Source organism: Subtercola frigoramans (assembly GCF_016907385.1).
Taxonomy (GTDB): Bacteria; Actinomycetota; Actinomycetes; order Actinomycetales; family Microbacteriaceae; genus Subtercola; species Subtercola frigoramans.
Genome location: NZ_JAFBBU010000001.1, coordinates 2,141,192 through 2,166,686 on the forward strand (window position 1 = coordinate 2,141,192; position 25,495 = coordinate 2,166,686).

Annotated in this window: 22 protein-coding genes; 1 reads left to right on the forward strand and 21 read right to left on the reverse strand. The window is 64.5% G+C overall.

All coding sequences use genetic code 11. The annotated features are described in order from the left end of the window. Positions 1-80: 80 nt before the first annotated feature. The 21 genes from dnaE to JOE66_RS10150 all read right to left on the reverse strand — a co-directional run bounded on the left by dnaE (position 81) and on the right by JOE66_RS10150 (position 24,305). Entirely contained in the window at positions 81-3,548 is a 3,468-nt protein-coding gene (gene dnaE, locus JOE66_RS10050) for a DNA polymerase III subunit alpha (protein WP_205109069.1), read from the reverse strand. Between the two features lie 112 nt (positions 3,549-3,660). After that, complete coding sequence (locus JOE66_RS10055) at positions 3,661-4,581, reverse strand: RluA family pseudouridine synthase (protein ID WP_205109071.1); 921 nt, start codon at positions 4,579-4,581, stop codon at positions 3,661-3,663. A gap of 2 nt (positions 4,582-4,583) precedes the next feature. Beyond that, positions 4,584-5,156 carry a signal peptidase II gene (gene lspA, locus JOE66_RS10060; protein ID WP_275576815.1) on the reverse strand — a complete coding sequence of 191 codons (573 nt, stop codon included), beginning with the start codon at positions 5,154-5,156 and terminating at the stop codon, positions 4,584-4,586. Further along, positions 5,146-5,787, reverse strand: a complete 642-nt coding sequence (locus tag JOE66_RS10065) for a DivIVA domain-containing protein (protein ID WP_205109074.1) — start codon at positions 5,785-5,787, stop codon at positions 5,146-5,148. Before JOE66_RS10065 ends, lspA begins: the two co-directional genes overlap by 11 nt. Before the next feature lie 103 nt (positions 5,788-5,890). Further along, a complete protein-coding gene (locus JOE66_RS10070; RefSeq protein ID WP_205109076.1) occupies positions 5,891-6,196 on the reverse strand; it encodes a YggT family protein in 306 nt (101 codons plus the stop codon). Between the two features lie 7 nt (positions 6,197-6,203). Next, a complete protein-coding gene (locus tag JOE66_RS10075; RefSeq protein ID WP_205109078.1) occupies positions 6,204-6,728 on the reverse strand; it encodes a cell division protein SepF in 525 nt (174 codons plus the stop codon). A 42-nt stretch (positions 6,729-6,770) separates the two neighbouring features. Next, entirely contained in the window at positions 6,771-7,481 is a 711-nt protein-coding gene (locus JOE66_RS10080) for a YggS family pyridoxal phosphate-dependent enzyme (RefSeq protein WP_239518276.1), read from the reverse strand. A 5-nt stretch (positions 7,482-7,486) separates the two neighbouring features. Continuing rightward, complete coding sequence (ftsZ, locus tag JOE66_RS10085) at positions 7,487-8,659, reverse strand: cell division protein FtsZ (RefSeq protein ID WP_205109080.1); 1,173 nt, start codon at positions 8,657-8,659, stop codon at positions 7,487-7,489. Between the two features lie 144 nt (positions 8,660-8,803). Continuing rightward, positions 8,804-9,904, reverse strand: coding sequence for an FtsQ-type POTRA domain-containing protein (locus JOE66_RS17655; protein WP_205109082.1), 1,101 nt, complete (start codon positions 9,902-9,904; stop codon positions 8,804-8,806). Continuing rightward, positions 9,901-11,301 carry a UDP-N-acetylmuramate--L-alanine ligase gene (murC, locus tag JOE66_RS10095; protein ID WP_205109084.1) on the reverse strand — a complete coding sequence of 467 codons (1,401 nt, stop codon included), beginning with the start codon at positions 11,299-11,301 and terminating at the stop codon, positions 9,901-9,903. The genes JOE66_RS17655 and murC overlap by 4 nt, the downstream gene beginning before the upstream one ends. 221 nt (positions 11,302-11,522) lie before the next feature. Next, a complete protein-coding gene (locus JOE66_RS10100; protein ID WP_205109086.1) occupies positions 11,523-12,614 on the reverse strand; it encodes a UDP-N-acetylglucosamine--N-acetylmuramyl-(pentapeptide) pyrophosphoryl-undecaprenol N-acetylglucosamine transferase in 1,092 nt (363 codons plus the stop codon). Further along, positions 12,611-13,810 (reverse strand): putative lipid II flippase FtsW, encoded by a 1,200-nt coding sequence (ftsW, locus tag JOE66_RS10105; RefSeq protein ID WP_239518277.1) that lies wholly within the window; start codon positions 13,808-13,810, stop codon positions 12,611-12,613. The genes JOE66_RS10100 and ftsW overlap by 4 nt, the downstream gene beginning before the upstream one ends. Before the next feature lie 122 nt (positions 13,811-13,932). Then, the gene (murD, locus tag JOE66_RS10110) at positions 13,933-15,495 is read right to left on the reverse strand and encodes a UDP-N-acetylmuramoyl-L-alanine--D-glutamate ligase (protein WP_205109089.1); all 1,563 of its coding nucleotides are present in this window, start codon (positions 15,493-15,495) and stop codon (positions 13,933-13,935) included. Continuing rightward, positions 15,477-16,574 carry a phospho-N-acetylmuramoyl-pentapeptide-transferase gene (gene mraY / locus JOE66_RS10115; protein ID WP_205109091.1) on the reverse strand — a complete coding sequence of 366 codons (1,098 nt, stop codon included), beginning with the start codon at positions 16,572-16,574 and terminating at the stop codon, positions 15,477-15,479. Before mraY ends, murD begins: the two co-directional genes overlap by 19 nt. Next, positions 16,571-17,998 (reverse strand): UDP-N-acetylmuramoyl-tripeptide--D-alanyl-D-alanine ligase, encoded by a 1,428-nt coding sequence (locus tag JOE66_RS10120; protein ID WP_205109093.1) that lies wholly within the window; start codon positions 17,996-17,998, stop codon positions 16,571-16,573. The genes mraY and JOE66_RS10120 overlap by 4 nt, the downstream gene beginning before the upstream one ends. 64 nt (positions 17,999-18,062) lie before the next feature. After that, the gene (locus tag JOE66_RS10125; RefSeq protein ID WP_205109095.1) at positions 18,063-19,604 is read right to left on the reverse strand and encodes a Mur ligase family protein; all 1,542 of its coding nucleotides are present in this window, start codon (positions 19,602-19,604) and stop codon (positions 18,063-18,065) included. A 65-nt stretch (positions 19,605-19,669) separates the two neighbouring features. Continuing rightward, positions 19,670-21,460, reverse strand: coding sequence for a peptidoglycan D,D-transpeptidase FtsI family protein (locus tag JOE66_RS10130; protein WP_307827153.1), 1,791 nt, complete (start codon positions 21,458-21,460; stop codon positions 19,670-19,672). Between the two features lie 59 nt (positions 21,461-21,519). Further along, complete coding sequence (ftsL, locus tag JOE66_RS10135; protein WP_205109097.1) at positions 21,520-22,122, reverse strand: cell division protein FtsL; 603 nt, start codon at positions 22,120-22,122, stop codon at positions 21,520-21,522. Beyond that, positions 22,119-23,126 (reverse strand): 16S rRNA (cytosine(1402)-N(4))-methyltransferase RsmH, encoded by a 1,008-nt coding sequence (gene rsmH / locus JOE66_RS10140; RefSeq protein ID WP_205109100.1) that lies wholly within the window; start codon positions 23,124-23,126, stop codon positions 22,119-22,121. The genes ftsL and rsmH overlap by 4 nt, the downstream gene beginning before the upstream one ends. 108 nt (positions 23,127-23,234) lie before the next feature. Next, the gene (gene mraZ, locus JOE66_RS10145; RefSeq protein ID WP_205109102.1) at positions 23,235-23,666 is read right to left on the reverse strand and encodes a division/cell wall cluster transcriptional repressor MraZ; all 432 of its coding nucleotides are present in this window, start codon (positions 23,664-23,666) and stop codon (positions 23,235-23,237) included. A 261-nt stretch (positions 23,667-23,927) separates the two neighbouring features. After that, entirely contained in the window at positions 23,928-24,305 is a 378-nt protein-coding gene (locus JOE66_RS10150) for an SCO2097 family morphological protein (RefSeq protein ID WP_205109104.1), read from the reverse strand. A gap of 65 nt (positions 24,306-24,370) precedes the next feature. Here JOE66_RS10150 and JOE66_RS10155 point away from each other — a divergent pair, with 65 nt between their 5' ends. Beyond that, on the forward strand, positions 24,371-25,489 hold the full coding sequence (locus JOE66_RS10155) for a polyprenyl synthetase family protein (RefSeq protein ID WP_205109107.1): 1,119 nt from the start codon (positions 24,371-24,373) through the stop codon (positions 25,487-25,489). The last annotated feature ends 6 nt before the right edge of the window (positions 25,490-25,495 follow it).

Sequence of the window (25,495 nt, forward strand, 5' to 3'; positions counted from 1 at the left end):
CCATGCGACTACTCAACCAGCGAATCACCCGCCGCAGGTTGAGTAGCCCACGCAGTGGTGCGTATCGAAACCCCCTGAGCTCAGGTCAGGCAGCTCGGCCCGAGCAGGGACTTCAGTTCGCCGTAGAGATCGGCCGTCACGCGCACTCGGAAGGGGATCTCGAACACCCGGGCCGTCTGGCCCTTGATGAGTTTCAGACGCACCTCGTTGTCACCCGAGTGGCGGATCAGCACATCGTTCAAGGCCTGCACCGTCTCGGTGGTCGCCCGGGCTTCAGCCATCGAGATCTCGATCGGCCCGCCACCGTCTGCCTGGCCGAGGTCGGGGCTGAACACATTGAACGCATGCAGGTTCATGCCGTCGTCGCGCATGCTCACGCGGCCCCGCACGACCACGATGGCGTCATTCGTCAGGGCCGGCGCGAACTCCTGGTAGGCCTTGCCCATGAACATGGCGGTGATCTCCCCGCCGAAGTCCTCGATCACGACAGAGCCGTACTGGTTGCCGGAGTTGCGCGCCACCCGGTGCTGCACGTTCGTGATGAGGCCCGCCACGGTGACCGTGTCACCGTCTGTCACCTGCTCACTCATCAGGAGCTCACTGATCGTCACAGAGGCGTGCTTGGCCAGCGGTACCTCGAGGCCGGCGAGCGGATGATCGGAGACGTAGAGCCCGAGCATGTCGCGCTCGAATGCGAGCTTGTCTCTTTTGGACCACTCTGGCCGGTCCGGCACCTGCCGGTTGTCCTGCGGGGCATCCCACAGCGAGTCGAAGTCGAAACCAACCTGGCCGTTCGCTTCAGCACGTTTCTCACTCACCGCCGCCTCGACGGCACCCTCATGGATCTCGACGAGCGCTCTGCGGGTGTCGCCGAGGGAGTCGAACGCGCCGGCCTTGATGAGCGATTCGATGGTGCGCTTGTTCGCAGCGGAAAGCGGGATCTTCTGCAGGAAATCGTGGAACGAAGTGAAGCGCCCCTTGGTCTCCCTGGCCTGCTTGACGCCTTCGACGACGTTCGCGCCGACGTTGCGCACAGCACCCATGCCGAAGCGGATGTCTTCACCGACGGCCGCGAAGAACCCGATCGACTCGTTGACGTCGGGCGGAAGCACCGTGATGTTCATGCGACGGCACTCGTTGAGGTAGATCGCCGATTTGTCTTTCGAGTCGCCGACGCTGGTGAGCAGCGCTGCCATGTACTCGGCCGGGTAGTGGGCCTTCAGGTAGGCCGTCCAATACGAGATGACACCGTACGCGGCCGAGTGCGCCTTGTTGAAGGCGTAGTCGGAGAAGGGAAGCAGGATGTCCCAGAGCGTCTTCACGGCTGCTTCGGAGTAGCCGTTCGCATGCATGCCGGCGGAGAAACCCTCGTACTGCTTGTCGAGCTCCGACTTCTTCTTCTTGCCCATCGCGCGACGCAGGAGGTCGGCCTGGGCGAGGGTGAAACCGCCGAGCTTCTGCGCGATCGACATGACCTGCTCCTGGTACACGATGAGACCGTAGGTCGTGCCGAGCACTTCGAGCAACGGCTCCTCGAGCTCCGGATGGATCGGGGTGACCTGCTGCAGCCCGTTCTTGCGCAGCGCATAGTTCGTGTGGGAGTCGGCACCCATCGGCCCCGGCCGGTACAGCGCCAATATGGCGGAGATGTCTTCGAAGTTGTCCGGCTTCATGAGTCGCAGCAACGACCGCATCGGCCCGCCGTCGAGCTGGAAGACTCCCAGGGTGTCACCCCTGGCCAGCAGCTCGTACGCCGGCACGTCGTCGAGCTCGAGTTCTTCGAGCACGGGCCGGAACCCGCGGTTGGATTCGATGTTGTCGAGCGCGTCGTCGATGATCGTCAGGTTCCTGAGCCCCAGGAAGTCCATCTTGATCAACCCGAGCGACTCGCACGCCGGGTAGTCGAACTGCGTGACGATCTGACCGTCTTGTTCACGCTTCATGATCGGAATGATGTCGATCAGTGGATCGCTCGACATGATCACACCGGCCGCGTGAACACCCCACTGGCGCTTGAGGTTCTCGATGCCCACCGCGGTGTCGAACACCGTACGAGCCTCAGGGTCCGCCTCGATGACGGCCCGCACATCGGCAGCCTCCTTGAACCGTGGATGATCGCGGTCGAAGATTCCCGAGAGCGGGATGTCTTTGCCCATGATGGGTGGCGGCATCGCCTTGGTGAGTTTCTCACCCATGCCGTAGGGGAACCCGAGAACACGCGAGCTGTCTTTGAGCGCCTGTTTGGCCTTGATCGTGCCGTAGGTGACGATCTGGGCCACGCGCTCATCGCCGTACTTGTCGGTGACATAGCGGATGACCTCACCGCGGCGCCGGTCGTCGAAGTCGACGTCGAAGTCGGGCATCGACACGCGATCGGGGTTCAGGAAGCGTTCGAAGATGAGCCCGTGGCGCAGCGGGTCGAGGTCGGTGATGCGCATGGCGTAGGCCGCCATCGATCCGGCGCCCGAGCCACGGCCCGGGCCAACGCGGATGCCGTTGTTCTTGGACCAGTTGATGAAGTCGGCGACCACGAGGAAGTACCCGGGGAAACCCATCTGCACGATGACCCCGACCTCGTAGTCTGCCCGGGCCCTCACCTCGGGCGAGATGCCATTCGGATACCGCTCGACGAGCCCCTTCTCGACCTCCTTGATGAACCAGGTGTCTTCGGTCTCGCCGGCCGGCACCGGGTACCGTGGCATGTAGTTTGCTGAGGTGTTGAAGGCCACCTCACACCGCTCGGCGATGAGCAGGGTGTTGTCGCAGGCCTCGGGGTGATCGCGGAAGATCTGCCGCATCTCTGCGGCACTCTTCAGGTAGAACTCGTCGGCGTCGAATTTGAACCGGTTCGGGTCGCTGAGAGTCGACCCCGACTGCACGCAGAGCAGTGCAGCGTGGCTCGTGGCGTCGTGGGCGTGCGTGTAGTGCAGGTCGTTCGTGGCAACCAGTGGCAGGTCGAGCTGCTTGGCCAGCTTCAGCAGGTCATCCATGATCTGTCGTTCGATCCCGAGGCCGTGGTCCATGATCTCGGCGAAGTAGTTCTCTTTGCCGAAGATGTCACGGAAGTCTGAAGCTGCCTTGACGGCCTCGTCGTACTGCCCGAGACGCAGCCTGGTCTGCACCTCGCCAGACGGGCATCCGGTGGTTGCGATCAGGCCGTTCGAGTACTGCGAGAGCAGTTCGCGGTCCATGCGCGGCTTGAAGTAGTAGCCCTCGAGAGACGCGCGTGACGACAACCGGAAGAGGTTGTGCATGCCGGGCGTGTTCTCGCTCAGCAGCGTCATGTGGGTGTACGCGCCGGAGCCCGAGACGTCGTCGCGCCCCGAGTTCGGGCCGCCCCATTTGACCCGGGTCTTGTCGCCGCGGGCCGTGCCCGGCGTGATGTACGCCTCGGTGCCGATAATCGGCTTGATGCCGGCATCGGTCGCGGTCTTCCAGAAGTCGAAGGCACCGAAGACGTTGCCGTGGTCGGTCACCGCAACGGCGGGCATTCCCTGCTCGACTGCCGCTTCGATCAGGGGTTTCACCCGCGCGGCACCGTCGAGCATGGAGTATTCACTGTGCACGTGAAGATGAACAAATGAATCGCTCTGGGGGGGCACAGATTCTCCGGCTGGATGTCGAGGTCGAGGGCTTCAGTTTACCCTTCGGCAGCGATGCTCAGTCGGCTCGCAACACATCCAGCGCGTGTTGCAGGTCTGACGGGTACGTCGATTCGAACGAAACATACTCGCGGGACGATGGATGCTCGAACCCGAGCTTCAGGGCATGCAACCACTGCCGTTCGAGTCCCAGCCGGGCCGAAATGGTGGGGTCGGCGCCGTACATCGCATCGCCGACGCACGGGTGACGCTGGGCGGCCATGTGCACCCGGATCTGGTGCGTCCTGCCCGTCTCGAGGTGGATCTCGAGCAGGGATGCGCTGGGGAATGCCTCGATCGTCTCGTAGTGCGTCACCGAGGGTTTGCCCGAGGCGACGACCGCGAACTTCCAGTCGGATCTCGGGTGGCGGCCGATCGGCGCGTCGATCGTGCCGGCCAAGGGGTCCGGGTGACCCTGGACGACCGCGTGGTAGATCTTGTCGACCTCCCGGTCGTGGAACAGTCGCTTCAGCCAGGTGTAGGCGTCTTCGCTCTTGGCCACCACCATCAAGCCGCTGGTACCGGCGTCGAGCCGATGCACGATTCCCGCACGTTCGGCTGCGCCCGAGGTGGAGATGCGAAAACCCGCCGCGGCCAGCGCGCCGAGAACGGTCGGGCCGGTCCAGCCCACGGAGGGGTGTGCCGCCACTCCGACCGGTTTGTCGATGACCACGATGTCCTCGTCGTCGTAGATGACGGTGAGATTCTCGACGGGCGTTTCCACGATCCGCACCTCTTCGCGCGGCGCCCAGCTGACTTCGAGCCAACTGTCTGCACGCAGCTTGTCGGACTTGCCGAGCACGCGCCCGTCGACGCTCACTCCCCCGGCATCGGCAACCTCTGCGGCGAAACTGCGAGAGAAACCCAGAAGTCGGGCGAGACCGGCATCCACCCGTATGCCGTCGAGGCCGTCAGGCACCGGCAGCTGACGTGACTCCATGATCAGTCGCGCCCTGTCGTGTCAGCTTCGCGGACGGTCTTTCGCCCATCGAGCCCGATTCCGCGGATCGTCTGGATCAGGAACAACACCATGGCTGCGCAGATCGCCACGTCGGCGAGGTTGAAGATCGCCGGCAGAAGGGGGATCTTGACGAAGTCCACCACGTGGCCGATTCCGAATCCCGGCTCCCGGAACAGTCTGTCGGTCAGATTGCCGAGTACACCGCCGAGCAGGAGCCCGAAGACGACGGCCCAGCCGACAGAGCGGATGCGACGAGCAAACCAGACGATGAACACCAGTACGCCCACGGCGAGCACCGAGAAGATCCACGTGTAGGCGCTGCCGATGGAGAAGGCAGCGCCAGAGTTCGTGACGTAGAAGAACTGCACCAGGTCACCGAGGACCGGTACGAACTGGCCCAGTGGCAGATGGGTGACAACCAGATACTTGGCGATCTGGTCTACAGCGAGAACACCCAGCGCCACAATCACAAGAAGGGCCAGCGCCCGGGGGCTGACCCTTCTTTCGTGACGTGAATCTGAACTGGCGGTCGCCGTGTCTTCGCTAGGCTCCAAAACTCGAGGCGCCTGAGGTGGCCGAAGCACCCTCTGCACTGTCGGAGTTGCTGGAATCGAGGTCGTGAAGCTGGCCTTCGATGTAGCTGCGGAGCTTCTGGCGGTACTCCTTCTCGAAGGAGCGCAGCTCGTCGATGCGGTGTTCGATGCCCGCCTTCTCCTGGTTGAGCTTGGCCAGCTCGGTGCGCTGCTTCGTCTCTGCCTCGGCGACGAGACGGGCGGCCGTTGCCTGGCCCTCTTCGATGAGAGCAGCGCGCTTGTCGGAGCCCTCCTTGACGTGCTCGTCGTGCAGGCGACGGGCGAGCTGCAGAAGGCTCGTCGTGCTCGACGCGTCGTCTGTCTCGGCTGCCGGAGCAGCCTCGACGGGGGCCGGTGTCTCGTTGACGACCTCGACGACAGCGGTCTCTTCCGCAACTTCAGGGGCTTCGACGTCGTCTGCAGCCTCGGTGCTACTCTCGGACGCCGCGGCCGGCACGATACCGGCACGGAGCTCTTCGTTCTCGGAAATCAGACGGCGAAGTTCTACCACGACCTCATCGAGGAAGTCATCGACCTCATCCTGGTCGTAGCCCGCGCGGAACTGGGTTTGCGAGAAGCGCTTGTTAACAACTTCTTCTGGAGTTAACGGCATGTTCTTCCACCTTTGAACTAATTGGACTGTACTTGTCGGACTGTCTGAAATCTAAGAGACCGTCGAGGAAACGTTCGGCGTTTCACAAACTACGATACATGGGTCACGCAATCAAGCGAACGTAGCTCATGATCGAAAGCAGAATGACCACGAGCAGCATGACGATACTCCAGCCGAAGTCGAAGGCGACAGGGCCCACCTTGAGTGGAGGGATGACTCGCCGGAAGAATTTGATCGGCGGGTCGGTGACCGTGTAGGCCACTTCGGCGAGCACGAGCACAGCGCCCTGGGGCCGCCAGGAGCGCTGGAAGCTCCTCACAAGATCGAGAATGAACCGGCCCCACATGACGAAGAAGTAGAGGAGCAGCGCGAAATACGCGATGGTGGCAAGAATGGCGACGAAGGACACCCGTCAATTATGACTGGACGAAGAACGACGTTTCTGCACGTGTCTCAGTAACGGCCTCACCCGACACCGAAACGTGCGACGGGGAGAGCAGGAACACCTTGCTGGTCACGCGCTCGATCTTGCCGTAGAGGCCCTGGGAGAGACCGCCGGCGAAGTCGATCAGGCGACGGGCATCGGCGTCGGTCATCTGGGAGAGATTGATGATGACAGGAATGCCCTCGCGGAAGCTCTCGGCAATGACCTGGGCATCTTTGTACTGCTTCGGGTGAACAGTGAGGATTTCATTCATTTCGAGAGGCACCACATTCTTCTGCGCGGACGTTGCTCCCGCAGAGTTTCGACGGAGAGGGGTCACCGGTGCCCTGTTGCCTGCGCCGTGTGAACTGGCGCTGGAGGTGGCGGTAGACGGCGCCGGCGAGGAGGCCTGGGGGTGCGCGACATGCGCCACGGGCTGGGCTGGGGAGTCTTCGTACTCGAGCTCTTCGTCTGCGAGCCCAAGATAGACCATCGTCTTGCGTAGTGGATTGGCCATTTCGAATCCTCCGGGATTGTCGTGCGGTTGCCTGCTAGAAGATTAACCGGCGGCAGGCCTGATTCCGGTGATTGCAGAACCAATTCGAAGGTGTGTCGCGCCCTCTGCGATGGCTTCTGCGTAGTCGTGCGACATTCCGGCCGAGATCGCGGATGCCCGGGGAACACTCTGCGTGACCGCCTCTGAAACCGCGCGCAGCCGCGCGAAGGCGGAACGGGGTCCTTCACCCAGGGGCGCAACGCCCATCACACCGAGGAGCCGGAGGCCAGGCAGGACTTCGACATACTCAGCCAGCTCCCTGGCGCCTCCGGGAGCCACTCCGCCGCGGCCAGGGTCGTCGGTGAGGTTGACCTGGAGGAAGACGTCGGTCCGTCCAGCCGTCGGTCTCACCTCGGCGGAGGAGAGCAGGTCGGCAAGCGAGGGGCGGTCGAGGGAGTGGATGACCGAGGCATACGCTGCGACCTGTTTTGCCTTCTTGCCCTGCAGCTGGCCGACGAAGTGCCAGGTGGCGGGTGTCCCCGTGAGTTCGGCGACCTTGTCTCGTGCCTCCTGGTGCCGGCTCTCGCCGAAGTCAGTGACGCCGAGATTCATCAGCTCCCTGACGAGGCTTGCCGGGTGGAACTTGGTCACCACGATGAGCGTGAGCTCGTCGAGCCGCCTGGAGTTCGCCGCCGCAGCCTCGGCTATGCCCGCACGCACGAAGGCGAGGCGACCAGCAAGGTCAGTCTCGCCTTCGCGTTCGATCGTGGTCAATCGGGTTACTTCAGGAAGTCGGGCACGTCGAGATCGAGATCGTCATCGTCTGATGCCGGGTCGAGCGCGACGGTACCAGTCAGGCTGTGCTCCGTGTTCTGCTTCCACGACGCAGCAGCAGGCTCGTCGACCCGGTCACGACGCAGGGGCGCCGAACCGGCTCGGGCGAACAGGTCGCTGGCGTCGTTGGGTACCGTGAGCGCACGCTTGGCCTCTGCACCGGACGTCGCATCGCCACTGTCGAACCCGGCAGCGATCACCGTCACCCGCACCTCATCGCCCAGGGTGTCGTCGATGACGGCACCGAAGATGATGTTGGCTTCGGGGTGCACAGCGTCTTGAACCAGCTTCGCTGCATCGTTGATCTCGAAGATGCCGAGGTTCGAGCCGCCCTGGATCGACAGCAGGACTCCGTGTGCACCCTCGATGCTCGCTTCGAGCAGAGGAGACGCGACAGCGAGTTCCGCAGCCTTGATCGCTCGGTCGGCACCGCGGGCCGAGCCGATGCCCATGAGGGCCGAACCGGCACCCTGCATGACGCTCTTCACGTCGGCGAAGTCGAGGTTGATGAGGCCAGGGGTCGTGATGAGGTCGGTGATGCCCTGTACACCGGCGAGCAGCACCTGGTCAGCGGTCGAGAACGCCTCGAGCATGCTGATGCCACGGTCGCTGATCTCCAGCAGGCGGTCGTTCGGCACCACAATGAGGGTGTCGACCTCGTTCTTCAGGATGGCAACGCCGTCTTCGGCCTGCGACATGCGTCGCTTGCCCTCGAAGCCGAACGGCTTGGTGACGACACCGATGGTGAGGGCGCCGATCGACTTGGCGATGCGGGCCACCACTGGCGCGCCGCCCGTGCCGGTGCCGCCGCCTTCGCCTGCGGTGACGAACACCATGTCGGCCCCAGCGAGGGCCTCTTCGATTTCTTCTGCGTGGTCTTCTGCGGCGCGGCGACCGACTTCGGGGTCTGCCCCGGCGCCGAGGCCACGGGTGAGTTCACGACCGACGTCGAGCTTGACGTCGGCGTCGCTCATGAGCAGCGCCTGGGCGTCGGTGTTGATGGCGATGAATTCGACTCCGCGAAGGCCGAGTTCGATCATCCGGTTGACGGCATTGACGCCGCCACCACCGATGCCGACGACTTTGATTACGGCGAGGTAGTTCTGGTTTGATGTCACGTCCGGCCTCCGGTAAGCCCTTCATCTTCTCAAAAGGTTTAAACCTCAGGTTGAGGGTTAATGTTCTGCTGAGTATGTATTTCCTGAGATGAACTTACGTGCGAATGGGAGTACGGCCGATGACGACACACCGCGTGTCGCGATTCACGTGACGACGGGGCTCTCGGGGCTCGAGACGTCGTAGGTCAGCCGGGAGTCGGGATTCTGGGTGCCGATGAGTTTGTCGAGCACGAGCGCCTTGAGAGAGGAGCTCTCTGCACTGCCCCAGATGACCTTCTGTGCCCCGCCATTCAGCACGAGGGTGACGGAGTCGGGCGTGGCGGCGCTCACCGAGCCGACCTTTGCGAGCAAGTCAGCAGGCAGAGTGCGAAGCACCGTCGTCGATGCGAGAAAACCGGGGCCGCCCAGCTGGCCTCCGGCCAGATCGATCACCGGGAAGCCGGCCGTCTGCTGTTCGGTGTGCTGGACCGTGACGCCCGCCGGATCGACCAGGTCGAACCCGGTGCCGCTGGCGAGCTGGCCGACCGGTGAACGCTCGATGATGTGCACCACGAGAGTATCGGGCAGCTGTGACTCGGTCGAGTAACTCTGGATGAGGGGGAACGCGGAGAGGTCGGATTCGATCGCTCCATAATCGATCAGGGCGAGCGGCTTACCGAGCTGGGCGGAGAGAGCCGTCCGGACCGCTGCCGCATCGACCCGGGAGGTGCCTTCGATAGCGACCGCACGCACCGCGAACATCGGCGAATAGGCCGTGAACACCACCACGAGCACGAGTGCCACGACGACACCCAGCGAGACGAGCCACCCCAGGCGGCGCCGGCGGCTGCGTTCGGTGAATCGCCGGGCTTCTGACCGTTCGTAGTGCCGCCTCTGCCGCTCGGCCGCGCGCATGTCTTTCTCGGCCCTGGCTTCTGCGGCTCGCGCTTCCGCTTCTGCGGCGCGCTGGGCACGCTGGGCGTTCGGCGGTGGAGTCGGTGCGGGCACGGGTGCGGACTTCGCCGCAGGTTTCGCCGCAGAAATCGGAGCAGAATCGAGCGGAGCATCACGCGCAGAACCCTGGAGAGCGTCGGCCAGGGATTGCGGCTCCCTACTCTGTTTTCGATTCGGGACCGCATCCGGCACTGGCTTCGGCTCGGTGATCGGCCGGACGGGTGCGGTTATTCCGGCCGGGCGCTTGCCCGTCACGCGAGCGGGCACCGCCGATTCGGGCGGCGGAACCGGAATGCCGGGTGGCCGTTTCACCGGCTTTCGACCGCCCTCAGCGAGTCGAGCAGCTGGGGAACCAGTAGATTGACGTCGCCGCACCCCAGCGTGATCACGAAGTCACCCGGGCGTGCGATGGACGCCGTGAAGTCGGCGGCCTGCTGCCAGTCAGAGATGAAGGCGACCTTGTCGTGATCGACGAACCGGTCGGAGACAAGGGCACCGGTCACGCCCTCGACCGGATCCTCCCGCGCTCCACAGACGTCGAGAACCACGGTGAAGTCGGCTGTGCGTTCGAGAGTCTCGGCGAAGTCACCCGCGAGCAGCTGGGTGCGGCTGTAGAGGTGCGGCTGGTGCACGGCGATGATACGACCGGCACCGACGACGGTTCGCGCGGCGCTGAGTGCAGCATCCACTTCGGTCGGGTGGTGGGCGTAGTCGTCGTAGACACTGACGCCTCCGATGGTCTCGTGCAGTTCGAACCGCCTGCCGGTGCCGTCGAAGGACCCGATGGCCTCGAGGCTCTGCGCCGGGTCGAAGCCGAGGCCCACAAGCACCGCGAAAGCTCCGGCGGCATTGACGGCATTGTGGATGCCCGGCACCCGTAGCTGGCCCGAATACCGTTCACCCAGATAGTCGAGCTCGAACGACACGGGTCCAGTCGACCCCACAGAGTGCAGCCTCACGTCAGATCCGTCGGCGAACCCGAAGGTCAGCACACGTTCGGCCGAGAGCCGTGACCCCACCCGCAAGGCACCGGCGTCGTCGGAGGAGATGACGACGAGTTCGCTGGCATTGTCGGCAAAGGTGACGAAGGCGTCTTCGACGGCCTCAGTGGAGCCGTAGTGGTCGAGATGGTCGGGGTCGACGTTGGTGATCAGGGCCACGGCAGTGTCGTACAGCAGGAATGACCCGTCTGACTCATCGGCTTCGAGAACGAAGAGCTCGCCGTCTCCCCACGCAGAACTGGTGCCGAGAGACGAGATCACTCCGCCATTGACGAAGCTCGGGTCGGCCTCGAGGCCGATCAGCCCGGTGACGATCATTCCGGTCGAGGTGGTCTTGCCGTGCGCCCCGGCGACCGAGACGAGTCGACGACGATTCACCAGCCAAGCCAGGGCTTGTGAGCGATGCAGCACCGGCAGCCCCTGCTGCTGGGCACGCAGGTACTCGGGGTTGTCGGGCCAGAGTGCACTGGTGACGACGAGCGTGTCTGCCGTGCCGACGTTGGCCGCGTCGTGCCCGATGTAGACCGTGGCACCGAGGTCGCGGAGCTTCTGCGCCGTCTTCGAATCAGTGCGATCAGACCCGGTCACCGTGACACCTGCAGCAAGAAACAGCCGGGCGATTCCGCTCATGCCGGCCCCGCCGATCCCGACGAAGTGAACGGCACCGACATCGGCCGGAATCGGGAGGGTCAGGTCGGGTTTGATCACAGGATCGATACTTTCTGTCTGGGCGATTCGGTTCGAATACCAGGGTTCCACGTTACGCCGGTTTCGCCCGGCCGGGCCGGCATTGCCGGCTCGACCCTGGTTCGGCGAGTCGCGCCGGCTCCCGGGTCATTCCGGGTTCGCTGGGTCATTCCGGGTTCGCTGGGTCATTCCGGGTTCGCTTGATCATTCCGGGTTCGCTGGATAATTCCGGATTCGCTGGGTCATACCGGATTCGCCGGGCCGGGCAGTACGGCGAGGTCGATGAGGTCGGCCATCCGGGCAGAGCCGTCTCGCACTCCCGTGCCTGCCGCCGACGATGCCATCTGGATGATGCGAGAGGGGTCGGCCAACAGCGGCAGCAGAGTCGACGTCACCCACTCCGGAACGAATTCGGCGTCGGCGACGAGGATCGCGCCGCCGGACGCAACGATGTCCTCGGCATTGAAGCGCTGCTCGCCGTTGCCGACGGCGTAGGGTACGAGGGCCGAGGCGATCCCGAGCGCAGCGAGCTCCGAAACAGTGGCGGCTCCAGCCCGCGAGACGGCGAAATCCGCCGCGGCGAGGGCGAGTTCCATGCGATCGCAGTAGCGCAGGAGGTGATAACCCTCGGTCTCCGGGTCGACCAGGCTGGAGCGGTCGCCCACGATGTGCACGATCTGGTACCCAGCGTCGATGATCGCCGGCACCGACGCGAAGATCGTGGCGTTGATCTGTTCCGCGCCGAGTGAGCCACCCGTGACCAGGAGTGTCGGCCGGTCGGCGGTCAATCCGAAGAATTCCCTCGCCTCAGCACGCGCAGCATCGCGGTCGAGGTTCTCGATCTCTGCCCGGAGGGGCATTCCCACGAATCTCGCGTGGGGCAGCGGCGTCACCCGGAAGGCGACACCCACGAACGGGGTGAATCGTGCGCCGAGCCGATTGGCGAGCCCCGGCTTGGCATTCGCCTCATGGATGACCAGCGGAACCTTCGCGCGCCGGGCAGCCAGGTACGCCGGCGCGGCCGCGTAGCCACCGTAGCCGATGACCACGTCGACGCCCCGGCTCACCATCAGTGTCGTGAGGTCGGAGATCACCCGGGCCAGTCGCGGGCCGAATGAGACGGCGGCCCGGTTCGGGCGCCGGGGAAAGGGCAGTTTGGGAATCGCGACGAGTTCGTAGCCCCTGGCCGGCACCAGGCGCGCCTCGAGCCCCGCCGCCGTTCCCACGACGATGATCTCGGCCTCGGGTTCGCGCCGGCGCAGCTCATCAGCCGTGGCGAGCAGAGGGTTGACGTGGCCCGCGGTTCCGCCACCGGCAAGGAGGTACGTCGTCACCGCTGAGCTCGCTGGCTGCGCGCCGGCTGGCTGGCTGCGGGCTGGCGTGATCCGGGCTGGCTGCGTGCCGGCTGGCGGGGCGCGGGCTGGCTGCGGGCTGGCTGGCGCGGGGCTCGGTTACGTGCGGCAGGTGCTGGCCCGGTGGCGGCCAGGTCGTCGTCGGTGGGCAGGGTCGTCTGACCGCGCGCGATCGACAGCACGACCCCGATGGCGATGAGAGTCGTGATGAGTGCAGAACCGCCAGAGGAGATGAGCGGCAGCGGAACACCGAGCACCGGCAGCACGCCGAGCACGACGGCGATATTGATGAACGCCTGGCTGAGGATCCAGACCATCACCGACCCGGACACGACCCGGGAGAACATGTCGTGGCTCGATCGCACGATGCGAAGGAATGCGATCGCCAGGGCGATGAAGAGCCCGATCACGACGAGCGCGCCGATCAGGCCGAGTTCCTCCCCGATGATGGCGAAGATGAAATCGTTGTCGGCTGCCGGCAACCACGACCACTTGGCCTTGGAGTTGCCGAGGCCCACGCCGAAGAACCCACCTGCTGCGAGGGCGTACTTGCCGTGCAGCGACTGCCAGCACTCCCCCGAGGTGTCGGTGCATGCAGAGCCGAGGAACGAGAAGATACGCGACACGCGGCTCGCACTGGTGAAGGCGATGACCACGATGCCGAAGGCGCCGAGTATGACCGGCACCGCGAGCATCCGGAGCTTGATACCGGCGAAGAAGAGCGCTCCCAGAATGAGCCCTGCCATGATGATGACGGTTCCCAGGTCGCCGCCCATCAGCACGAGCAGAACCGCTGCGCCGGCCACCGGGATGATCGGGATGGCCACATGGCCCCAGAGGTTCAGGTACCGCTGTTTCTTGGCGAGAATCACGCCGAGCCAGATGACGAGCCCGACCTTGATCAGCTCGGAGGGCTGCATGTTGAACCCGCCGATGCCGATCCAGTTGAGGTTGCCACCGACTTCGATGCCCAGTGGGGTGTAGAGCACCAGCAGCTGGAGAAAGGCGCCACCGGCGAGTGCGAGCCAGCCCCACCGCTTCCAGAACCGCATCGGCAGCCGCGAGATCACCAGCATGAGGGGCACACCGATCAGCGCGAACAGGCCCTGCCGCCAGAAGATGCCGAAGAAGCCCTGCCGAGCCGTGAACGAGTCGACCGACGACGAGGAGAGAACCATGACGAGGCCGAGAATGACGAGGAAGAGCGTGGTACCGAGCAGCAGATAGTAGTTGCTCGACTCTGCCTGGAAGGCCCGGCCGACCGAGATGCGGGCCGTACGGGCCGGGCGTAGCGTTGTTGTCAGCTGCGCTCACCTCCCAGATAGTCGTTCACAGCCCTGGCAAACTGGGCGCCTCTGTCGTTGTAGTCGACGAACTGGTCCATCGAGGCTCCGGCCGGGGCCAGGAGCACGACGTCACCCGGCATGGCCACCGCTGCTGCCAGTCGAACTGCAGCCGACATCACTGATTCGGCACCGGTGCCGTCGCCTGCCCCGGAGCCCTCTTCGACCCTGGTGCCGCCGCCAATTCCCGTACCGTCTTCAGTCTCGGTGCCGCCGACCTCGAAGACGGGTACCCCGGGCGCGTGTCGCTGGAATGCGAGCCGCAACTCGGTTCGATCTGCGCCGATGAGCACGGCCGCACGCAGCCTTCCCGAGCGCGCCGCGACGAGAGGCCCGACATCGACCCCCTTCAGTAGGCCGCCGGCGATCCAGACCACCGATTCGAATGCACCGAGCGAGGCATCGGCCGCGTGGGCATTCGTCGCTTTGGAGTCGTTGACCCACTCGATGCCGTTTGCGGTTGCCACGGTCTCGATACGGTGGTGGTCGAGTTCGAAGAGCGAGAGTGCACGCCTGATCGCCTCGATCGGCACGCCGAAACTGCGGGCCAGGGCGGCGGCCGCGAGCACGTTCGCGACCATGTGCGGCGCCGCGAGCCCGCGAGCGGCGAGGTTGGCAACCGTCGTGATCTCGAGGGCCGAGATCCGCCTGTCGTCGGTGAAGGCACGATCGCACAGAATGCCGTCGACCAGGCCGAAGTCACTGAGCCCCGGTACCCCGAGCCCGAAGCCGATGGCGCGGCACCCCTCGACGACCTCGGCGTTCTCGACCATGGCGAGGGTGCGGGCATCCGATCGGTTGTAGACGCAGGCGACCCTGGTGTTCGTGTAGACGCGCGCCTTGGCATCGACGTAGGCCTGCATCGAACCGTGCCAGTCGAGGTGGTCTTCGGCGATATTGAGACAGACCGAGGCGTACGGCGACATGCTCGAAGTGGAGTGCAACTGATAGCTCGAGAGTTCGACGACCAGCACGTCGAACCCCTGAGGGTCACGGATCGCGTCGAGAACGGGAATGCCGATGTTGCCGCAGGGTGCCGCGCGCAAGCCGCCCTCGACGAGCATGGTCGCGGTGAGCTGTGTGGTGGTGGTCTTTCCGTTCGTGCCGGTGATGGCGATCCACTCGGCCGGCGTGCCGACCTTGTCACGCAGGCGCCAGGCCAGTTCGACGTCACCCCAGATGGCGATACCCCGGCTTTCAGCCCAGGCGAGCACCGGATGATCGGGGTGGAACCCCGGCGACACCACCAGCACCTCGGGGTCGAGCTCCACCAGCACCTCGGGCGGTCCGTCGAGTTTCTCGTCGAGCACCAGCGACGCGCCGATCACCTCGACGAGCTGGATCTGCGATTCGGCCGCCCGCTGGGCGACGACCAGAACGCGGGCCCCCAGCTCAGCGAGGGTGTCGGCCACCGAGAACCCGGTCTTGCCGAGGCCGAGCACGCCGACCCGGAGCCCCACCCAGTCCGAGTGCCAGCTGGTCAGTGTGTCGAGCCGATCGGTCACGTCTGCAGGATCCATTCGAGGTAGAACGCGCCCACACCGGCTGCAACACAGAGACCGGCGATGATCCAGAAGCGAACGACGATCGTCACCTCGGCCCAGCCCTTCACCTCGAAGTGGTGGTGCAACGGGCTTGCCCGCCAGATGCGTTTGCCGCCGGTGAGCCGGAAGTAGGTGAGCTGGATGACCCCCTGGCCGGCGACGATGACGAAGATGCCGCCGATCAGGACGAGGAGGAGCTCTGTGCGGCTCTCGATCGCAAGGGCCACGAGTGCCCCGCCGATAGCAAGCGAACCGGTGTCACCCAGAAAGATCTTGGCAGGATTGGTGTTCCACCAGAGAAATCCGATCAGCGCACCCGAGATCGCCGCCGCGATCACCGCGAGGTCGAGGGGCTGGCTGACGTTGTAACACTTGAACTGCACGTCGGGGTCGAGGGTGAGGCTCGAGCACGACTGGTTGGCCTGCCAGAACCCGATGATGATGAACGAGCCGATTGCCAGGATGGCCGAGCCAGGTGCGAGCCCGTCGAGCCCGTCGGTCAGGTTCACGGCGTTCGACGTCGCGATCACCATGATGACGATCCACGCGACGAATGCAATGATGCCGATGACCAGGCCCCACGAGAGAAAGTCGAAGTCGAGGTCGCGTACCACGGAGATGTGCGTCGATGCGGCAGTGTTGCCCCGGGCATCCGGAAAACTGATCGCGAGCAGGGCGAACGCCCCACCGACCACGATCTGGCCGACGATCTTCGCGGCCGGGCCGAGTCCGAGGCTGCGTTTCTTGTGCGTCTTGATGAAGTCGTCGACGAAACCGACCACGCCGAGGCCGACCATCAGGAACAGCACCAGCAGAACGGAGGTCGCCGGAGGGTTCTGCGTGATGAGCAGTGCCACGAAGTACCCGAAGAGCGTGGCGAGAATGATGACGATGCCACCCATGGTCGGCGTGCCGCGTTTCACCTGGTGGGAGCTCGGGCCGTCGATGTTGATGTACTGGCCCCAGGCGAGCTTCTTGAAGAGCCTGATGAAGACCGGCGTCATGAAGAGCGAGAAGACCATCGACAGTCCGCCGGCGGCGATGAGGGTGATCATGCGAAACGCTCCCCCAGCCTGTCGCCCAAGAAGCGAAGGCCAGCGGAGTTCGACGACTTCACGAGCACGACGTCACCGCTTCGAAGTTCTGCTTCGAGCACAGCGTATGCCTCGTCGGCCGTCGCGAAGAAGACCGACTCGCCATCCCACGAACCTTCCTGCGTGGCGGCGAGGTGCAGGGCCAGCGCCCCTTCGCCCACCACGAAGATCCGCTCGATGCCCAGACGCACGATCGTGCGGCCGATGCGGTCGTGCTCTTCGAGCGAGAACTCGCCGAGCTCACTCATCTCCCCCAGAATCGCAACGCGACGGATGCCCGGGCCAGAGATCTGCGCCAGGGTCTTCAGCCCCGCCAACATCGAGTCGGGGCTGGCGTTGTACGCGTCGTTGATGATCGTGACGCCCTGCGTGCCCTGCACTACCTCCATGCGCCACCGCTCGGCGCGAGTGACGGATTCGAGGGCGGTCACGATGGCTGCGAGGGGCACCTCAAGGGTGTGGGCGACCGCCGCGGCCGCGAGGGCGTTCGTCACGTGGTGCTCACCCAGCACACTGAAATGTACACGGGCGGATTCACCGGTCGGCAGGGTGAGCGTGAAATCGGTCCCGCTCGGCGTTGCGACGAGGGAGGAGGCCCGCACATCGGCCCTCGGGTCTAGACCGAACCAGAGAATGCCGGCCCGGGTCTTCTCAGCCATGCCGGCAACCCGGTAGTCGTCGAAGTTCAGCACGGCGACATCGGTCGGCACCAGGTCGGTGACCATCTCCGTCTTGGTCTGGAGAGTCTTCTCGATGCCACCGAACTCGCCGGCATGGGCCAGACCCACCATCAGCACGACGCCGATGTCGGGTCTCGCCATGCGTACGAGTCTGGTGATCTCGCCTGGTTTGCTGGCTCCCATCTCAGCCACCAGGTACCGGGAGTCAGATTCGAGTTTCAGCATCGTGAGAGGTGCGCCGACCTCGTTGTTGAACGAATCCCGGGGCGCAACCGTCGGGCCGCGACCTTCGAGAATGGTGCGTACCAGGTTCTTGGTTGTCGTCTTGCCGTTGGACCCGGTGATGCCGATCACCTTGAGAGTTCCGTCAGCACGGATGCGCCGCACCACTTCGGTGGCGAGCATTCCGAGCGCATCGACGGAATTCGCCACGACGATCTGTGGAATCGCCAGGTCATCGAGCACCCGCTCCACGACGACGAGATCCGCGCCGTTTTCGACGGCGGCCGGCACATAGAGGTGGCCGTCGCTGAATTCGCCGGGTTTGGCCACGAAGATGCCACCGGGCACGATCTCCCGCGAGTCGGTGTCGACGGGGCCGTTGACGATCGTCGACTCCGACGTTCCGAGCTGCACAGCGTGGTCACCGAGAACGAGCGTTCCCCCGACGATCCGCGTCAGTTCACCGAGCGTGAGGTCGATCATACGACGAGACCGGCCTGGGCCATGGAGGCCTGTGATGGTGCGGAGGTACGGGTCATGTTCACTGTCAGAGCCATCCAAATTCATGAAGCGCCAGGCGCGCATCGTCTCGTGCGGAGTAGGGCAGGTGCTCGCCCCCCACTTCGTGGTAGTCCTCGTGGCCGGGGCCCGCGTACAGGATCACGTCAGCCGGTGTGGCGACGCTGAGCGCCTGCCGGAATGCCGTGCGCGGGTCGGCCACCTCGTAGAGCTCACGCCCCGGCACCGCGGCCGTGGCCGCGTCGACCAGGACCTTCCTGATGGATGCTGGATCCTCGGTTCTCGGGTGAAAATCCGTGATCACCACCACGTCGGCGAGACGGGCCGCGATCTCACCCATCTCCTGGCGCTTGCTCGGGTCGCGGTCGCCGTCGGCACCGAAGACCATGATGATCCGGCCGTCGGTGACGCGCCGGAGGGAATCGAGAGTGCTGGTGAAGGCATCGGGGCTGTGGCCGTAGTCGATGAAGACTGCCGGGCCGTCATTCTGGATGCGCTCCGCGCGCCCCGGAATGTAGACCCGGATTCCGCCGTCACGCTCCACCGCCGCGGCAATCGCGCTGAGCTGTACTCCCGATTCGACCAGCATCACGATCGCCAGGGCGGCGTTCTCAGCCATGTGGCGGCCGAGCACGGGAATCGACGTGGTGATGCTCTGGTCGTCGGGGCCACTCAGAATGAAGCGGGTCTCGTCGATCGTCTCCCGCAAGATAGCGGCGTACCAGTCGGCCGCCTGTCCCGGGTACGTCGAAACCGTCGCGACCGGAATGGCAGCGGTGCGGGCCAGCCGTCGACCCCACTCTGCATCGGTGATCGCGACGCCGCGGCGCGCGCGCTCCGGCGTGAAGAGGGGCTGTTTCGCCTCGAAGTAGTTCTGCATCGTCTGGTAGTCGTCGAGGTGGTCGTGGGTCAGGTTCGTGAACCCGACCACGTCGAAGACGATGCCGTCGACCCGGTGACGGGTCAACGCCTGCGCTGACACCTCGATGATGACCGCTTCAGCCTCGGCCTCGCTCATCCTGGCGAGCATGGCGTGCACCTCGGTCGCCTCGGGAGTGGTCAGCGAGCTCGTGATGGCGAAGTCGCCGATGCGTCGCTCGGCAGTGGTGCTGAGCCCGGCGAGCACACCGAGCTGCTTCAGCAGGGCTTCGAGAATGTAGGCGACGCTGGTCTTGCCGTTCGTGCCGGTCACGCCGAACAGGGTCGGGGGGTTCTCCGCGGTGCGATACACCCACGCAGAGAGTGCGCCGAGAGCCGTTCGCGGGTCGTCGATGACCAGCACGGGAAGACCAGAGCGTGCTGCGAGGGTCGCACCACGGGCATCCGTCACGATGGCGACCGCACCTTTCGCGCGGGCGTCGTCGACGAACTGTGCGCCGTGGGCGTGAACCCCGGCCAGTCCCACGTAGAGGTCACCGGGTTCGACGGCTTTCGACGAGAGGGTGATGCCCGAGATCACCAGGCCGTCGACATCTCCCCTGGCGTCGAGCCCGAAGTGCTCCACGAGGTCTGCAACGGGCCTGACTGCCGGATGCTGTGGCCTCAGCCGCTGGTTAACCTCTGTCGTCACGGTGGCGGCTCCTGAAGTCTTGGGCTGGGTGTTGGGATGCTGAACGGCGACGTGCGTACCGCGTTCTAGTAGTCGGTCGGGTAGTTGACGGCGGGTGTCGTGGAAGGGAGCACGCGGTACTTCTGCAGGACCTGCGACATGATCTTCTGGAAGACCGGGGCCGAAGCCGAACCGTCTTCAATGGTAACGGGCTTCATGATGTTGACCGAAACGACGTACTGCGGAGCCTCTGCCGGAGCGACGCCGGCAACGCTCGTCAGGTACCCACCGCCGTAGGCGCCCTGCCCGTTGCTGACCTCGGCTGTTCCTGTCTTGGCGGCAACGTTGTAGCCAGGGATCTTGAGCAGGCTCGCTGCGTAACCGCCCGTGACCACACTCTGCATCATGTTGACGGTCTGCTGTGCGGCATCTGCGGAGATGACTTGTTCGCCCTGGGTCGACGGAGTGTCGGCCATGGTTCCGTCGGCACCCTTGCAACCCTGTACCAGCTGAACCGGCATGCGCACACCGCCGTTGCCGAGGGTCTGGTACATGCTCGCCACCTGGGCGGCCGTGGTGGTGATGCCCTGGCCGAACGAGGTGTTGTAGAGCGTCTGCTCATCCCATTCCTGTGGGGTGCGGAGGATTCCTTCGGACTCGCCGAGGAAGTTCACCTCGGTGTTCTCTCCGAGGTGGAACTTCTTCATGTAGTCATAGCGTTGCTGGTCGGTGAGCATGGCACTCAGGATGGAGATGCCGACGTTCGACGACTCCTGGATCACGCCGGTCAGAGTCCACTGTGCCGGGTCATGGCCTTCGGAGTCGGTGACGACGGCGCCACCGGGAGACTTGTACCGGTACGGCGTGAGCACCTGGGTGGCCGGTGTGGCCTTGCCCGCATCGATCAACGCGGCGGCGGACTCCGCCTTGAAGGTCGAGCCCGGCTCGAACGGGTCACTGAAGGCGATGGCACCCCAGTACTTCGAATCGGTGGCATCGAGATTGTTCGGATCGGCTGTAGGGTACTGGGCCACGGCGAGCAGCTTGCCGGTCTTGACTTCTTCGACGACGACGCTGCCCCACTGGGCACCTGTCTCGGTCACCCGCTGCGCCAGCACCTGCTGGGAGTAGTACTGGAGGTCGCTGTCGATGGTCGTGACGACCGTGCCTCCGGTGACGGGTGCTTTGTCGACCGTCAGGGTGTTCGGAATGGCGACCCCGTCGGCGCCCTTCTCGTACGTCTGCAGCCCATCGGTGCCGGTCAGGCACTGGTTCTCCATGGCTTCGAGGCCGCCGGTCCCCGTCGTGCCCGTGGCGCCCGCTGTCGTGTCGTCACCCATATATCCCACGAGGTTGCCACCGACGCTTCCGTTCGGATACACCCGCTGTGGATCGGTCGAGTACTGCAGCCAGGGGATGTCGAGAGCACGGATGGCGTTGTACTGGTCGAGATTCAGGTCTTTCACGATGAGCGCGTAGCCCGAGGTCTTGTCTGCCGTGAGGAGCGCATAGACAGCGTCCCCGGTCTGGCCGGTGATCGCGCCGATCTGCGCTGCGGCCTCGACGGGGGTCACCGGGGCCAGGTCCTTACCCGTTGCCGGGTCGGTCGGAACAAAGTCGGCGACCTGCACGGGCGACGCCGTGACCGTGTACCGGATCACCGTCGTCGCCAGCACCGTACCGTTGGCGTCGACGATGTCACCGCGTGGACTGTAGATCGTCTGGGCCATCGACAAGGTGTTGTAGGCCTCTTTGTTGAGGGAATCGGCCTGCACGACCTGGATGTCGACCAACCGGACCACCAGCACAGCGACGACTGCAGTGATGATGATGATCGCCACCGCAATGCGATTTCGTGTTGATCGAATACTGGTCACGAATGCATGTCCTTAACGCTGGGGTGCGGCGGTTCTGTGTGCGAGCGCACCGTGCGCGCTCAGTGGGTCGTAGGCGACGGCAGTTCTCCCTGCCACGCTACGCTCGGCGGCGGCGTGGTCGCGGGAGGCGCGCTCGACGCAGCAGCAGTTGCCGGCACCGCAGCGGCGGCCGTCCCCGCGGTCACGGCGTTCGGGGTGAGCGACGATTGGCCGCCCGTCAGCGATCCTGTTGCCGCCGATGCGGCTTTGGGTGTGCCGAGAACGGCACCGTCAGAGAGCCGGAGGTACACCGGATTGACATTGGTCACCATTCCGAGGGACTCTGCACTGGCTGCGAGATTCTGCGGCGAGGAGAGGCCATCGAGCTTCTCGCTCAGCGATTCGTTCGACCGGCCGAGATCTTTCTGCTGGTTCTGCAGGGACTCGATCTGGTACGCGCCGTTCGACAGCCCGATGCTCAGGAGCAGCTGGGTGACGACAATGGCGAAGACCCCGACGACGACGACCGCAGCATAAGCGAGACGAGGTCTGCGCCGCCGCAGAACGGCGGTGCTCGCCAGAGTCAGGGTGGAACGCCCCCGGGAGCCAGCAGCAGGCCGGCTACTGGTCTCGGGAAGATCGTCGAACGGATCACTGAAGGTCGACGGTGCCGTGTTGCTCATGCTGGTCTTCTCGCTCGTTCTGCTTTCGCTGCACGTTCTGCCACGGCCTGCGGGTCTGCCTTCGCCACGCGTTCTGCCGCGCGCAGACGCACAGGGGTTGACCGGGGGTTCGATGTCTTCTCATCGTCGTCGGCCAGTTCGGCTCCCCTCACCAGAAGCTTCAGCTGCGCCTGGTGGTCGGCAAGTTCGACTGGCAGACCCTGTGGAGTGGAAGAACTGGATGCCGCGTGAAGCGCTCGCTTGACGATCCGGTCTTCGAGGGATTGATACGACAGCACCACCATGCGCCCGCCGAGCGCGAGAGCATCGATGGCCGCTGGCATTGCTCGCTCGAGAGCCACCAATTCCTGGTTGACCTCGATCCGCAGGGCCTGGAAGACCCTTTTCGCCGGGTGACCCTGTCGGGCAAGGGCTGCAGGTGTTGCCTTCGAGATCAGGTCCACGAGTTGGGCCGAACGCACGAGCCGGTTCTCGACTCTCCGCTCGACGATCCGCTTCGCGAACCGGGAGGCCAGGCGTTCCTCGCCGTACTCCCAGAAGATGCGCCGGAGATCGGCTTCGCTGTACTCGGCCAGAATCTCTTCGGCGGTGAGTTCGGCGGTGCCGTCCATCCGCATATCGAGGGGGGCGTCCTTGGAATAGGCGAACCCGCGTTCGGCACGATCGAGCTGCATCGACGAGACACCGAGGTCGAAGAGAATGCCCTGGGCTTCGCTGTACCCCAGGCTCTGCAGGGCATCCAGAATCTCGTCGTAGACGCAGTGCACGAACTTCGCACGATCGCCGAAGGGCGCGAGTCGTTCGGCTGCGATGGCCAACGCTTCAGGGTCGCGGTCGAGCCCCACGAGCGTGAGTTCGGGAAAACGGGAGAGGAATGCTTCAGCGTGGCCACCCATGCCGAGCGTTGCATCGACGAGAACGGCACCGGGTGCGCCGATGGAGGGCGAAAGCAACTCGATCGTGCGTTCGAGCATGACAGGGGTGTGGATTTTGGATAGATCCATAGGTTTCAGGGATGAAAGTCTTCGTGTCCTCTGATCCCCATCCATTACAGACCTGGCACCGGGGAAGTGTGCCAGGGCCGAACGGCTGGGAGTCACAGGAGACGACGACTAGAAGAGTCCCGGGATCACCTCCTCTGAGGTGTCGGCGAAGGTGGCTTCCTGTTCCGCGAGGTAGGTCTCCCAAGCCTCTGCGTCCCAGATCTCGGCGCGGGTACCTGCCCCGATCACGACGAGGTCGCGATCGAGGCCGGCGTAGGCGCGAAGTGGTGCCGGCACTGTGACCCGGTGCTGGCTGTCGGGGTTTTCCGCACTCGCGCCAGACAGGAAGACGCGGAGATAGTCACGCGCCTGCTTGCTGGTCACGGGAGCTTCGCGGATCTTGTCGTGCAAAGTCTCGAACTCACGGGTACTGAAGACGTAGATGCAGTGTTCCTGGCCACGGGTCATGACGACTCCGCTGGCCAGCTCATCGCGGAACTTGGCCGGCAAGACGATTCGCCCCTTGTCGTCGAGCTTGGGGGCGTAGGTACCAAGGAACATGCTCCACCTCACCCCTCATTTCCGGCCAGACTGCGGGTATACCTCCACTTTACTCCACTTTCCTCCACTCGACAATGAATTCGCCCGAAATAGAGGTCACACCCTCCCCCTCACTGGTTGAGTAGTCCGCAGGCCGTATCGAAACCGGTCGATCCGCTCATGGGTTTCGGCGAGCTCAACCGGCGATGGGCACAAAAAAAGAGACCGGCCACGGGGGCCGGTCTCTGAAAGTCTGCTCTGGTTGTTGTTGCCTGGTCGTCCTTACTCGTTCTTCTCGTCGCGGTTGTCCCAGCGGTCGTTCAGGCGGTCCATGAAGCCCGCCTTGCTTCGGGACGAGCCGCTCTTCGATGAGCGCGCCCCTGAGCCGCGTACGGCAGAGAGTCGTGATCGCTTCAGCGCGACCAGCACTCCCGTGAACATGACAGCGAATCCGAGGATACCCACGACGGGGGCGTGGATGACGACGCCGACGATCACCACGCCGAGGCCGACGATGGCCAGAAGTATGCCGAGAACGAGCGAACCGTAGTTCAGCCTGCCCCTGGCTCCACCAACGGCCGAAACGAAATCGGCATCGTTGTGGTAGAGACTGCGCTCCATCTCATCGAGGAGCTTCTGCTCTTGCTCCGATAGCGGCATTTTCTTCACCTCAGGTTCGGTATGGACCACGATCATAGTCTGCCGACTGTAGCTAGGCTAGGCGCGTGACTGAAAGAACGCACCTGACAAAGCTAGTCGACTCTCACATCGCTAACTTCATCACAGATCGTGAACCTATTCTGGCCTCTATCGCACCCGATTTGGCTCCTTTTGGCGAATTCTCGCGGAATCTTCTCAGCGGCGGCAAGCGATTCCGAGCCCAATTCTGCTATTGGGGTTGGCGAGCAGTCTCTGACGACGTTTTTTCCGGCCCGAACGGCCAATCCGCCCGGGCCGAACAGGAGTTCGCAGCCCTCGTCGAGCTCTGCACTGCGCTCGAGTTCTTCCACGCTGCAGCCCTCGTTCATGACGACATCATCGACAGCTCCGACACCCGCCGAGGTGGCCCTGCTGCACACAGGCGGTTCGAGTCCGTTCATTCCTCCGGTTCGTTCTCGGGAAGCGCATCGGCATTCGGCATCGCCAGCGCCATTCTCATGGGCGACCTGCTGCTCGCCTGGAGCGACGAGCTCGTCGGCGACGCGCTGGGCCTGCTCGATTCGACCGCATCGACGAAGACGCGGCTCGAATTCAACCGCATGCGCTTCGACGTCACCGTGGGCCAGTACCTCGACATCTTCGAAGAGAACGCCTGGCCTGTCGTACCCGAGTCCCAGCACCTCGACCGCGCCGAACGGGTCATCGTGTACAAGTCGGCGAAGTACAGCGTCGAGTCACCCCTGGTGCTCGGCGCACGCCTGCACGGGGCATCCGAAGCCCAGCTCGACAGCCTGCGAGCCTTCGGCCTGCCGCTGGGCATCGCGTTCCAGCTGAGAGACGACCTTCTGGGCGTCTTCGGCGACAGCAGCCGCACTGGCAAACCGAGTGGGGATGACCTCCGGGAGGGCAAGCGCACCGTACTCATCGCCCTCACCCGCCAGACACTGTCTTCGGGCAGCAAGCGTATCTTCGACGAAATGCTGGGAGATCCGGAGCTCACCGCCGAGCAGATCAGCACGCTTCAGGCGACGATCGCCGACAGCGGCGCAGCCGATCGGGTCGAGGAACGCATCACCGCCTACGTCGACACGGCCCTGCGCGCGCTTGCGGCGGCAGACTGCAGCGAGACGTCGAAGATCGAACTCTCGCGACTGGCGGGCGCGATCACCCAGCGCGACGCCTGACGGGCG

Excerpts from the sequence above, each read along its gene's own strand:
- murD (WP_205109089.1), bottom strand. The coding sequence starts at position 15,495 with ATGGATCCTGCAGACGTGACCGATCGGCTCGACACACTGACCAGCTGG.
- JOE66_RS10055 (WP_205109071.1), bottom strand. The coding sequence starts at position 4,581 with ATGGAGTCACGTCAGCTGCCGGTGCCTGACGGCCTCGACGGCATACGG.
- ftsL (WP_205109097.1), bottom strand. The coding sequence starts at position 22,122 with ATGAGCAACACGGCACCGTCGACCTTCAGTGATCCGTTCGACGATCTT.
- ftsW (WP_239518277.1), bottom strand. The coding sequence starts at position 13,810 with ATGGTTCTCTCCTCGTCGTCGGTCGACTCGTTCACGGCTCGGCAGGGC.
- dnaE (WP_205109069.1), bottom strand. The coding sequence starts at position 3,548 with ATGCTCGACGGTGCCGCGCGGGTGAAACCCCTGATCGAAGCGGCAGTC.
- mraY (WP_205109091.1), bottom strand. The coding sequence starts at position 16,574 with ATGATCACCCTCATCGCCGCCGGCGGACTGTCGATGGTCTTCTCGCTC.
- JOE66_RS10065 (WP_205109074.1), bottom strand. The coding sequence starts at position 5,787 with ATGCCGTTAACTCCAGAAGAAGTTGTTAACAAGCGCTTCTCGCAAACC.
- mraZ (WP_205109102.1), bottom strand. The coding sequence starts at position 23,666 with ATGTTCCTTGGTACCTACGCCCCCAAGCTCGACGACAAGGGGCGAATC.
- JOE66_RS10120 (WP_205109093.1), bottom strand. The coding sequence starts at position 17,998 with ATGATCGACCTCACGCTCGGTGAACTGACGCGGATCGTCGGGGGAACG.
- JOE66_RS10075 (WP_205109078.1), bottom strand. The coding sequence starts at position 6,728 with ATGGCCAATCCACTACGCAAGACGATGGTCTATCTTGGGCTCGCAGAC.
- JOE66_RS10150 (WP_205109104.1), bottom strand. The coding sequence starts at position 24,305 with ATGCCGCTATCGGAGCAAGAGCAGAAGCTCCTCGATGAGATGGAGCGC.
- rsmH (WP_205109100.1), bottom strand. The coding sequence starts at position 23,126 with ATGGATCTATCCAAAATCCACACCCCTGTCATGCTCGAACGCACGATC.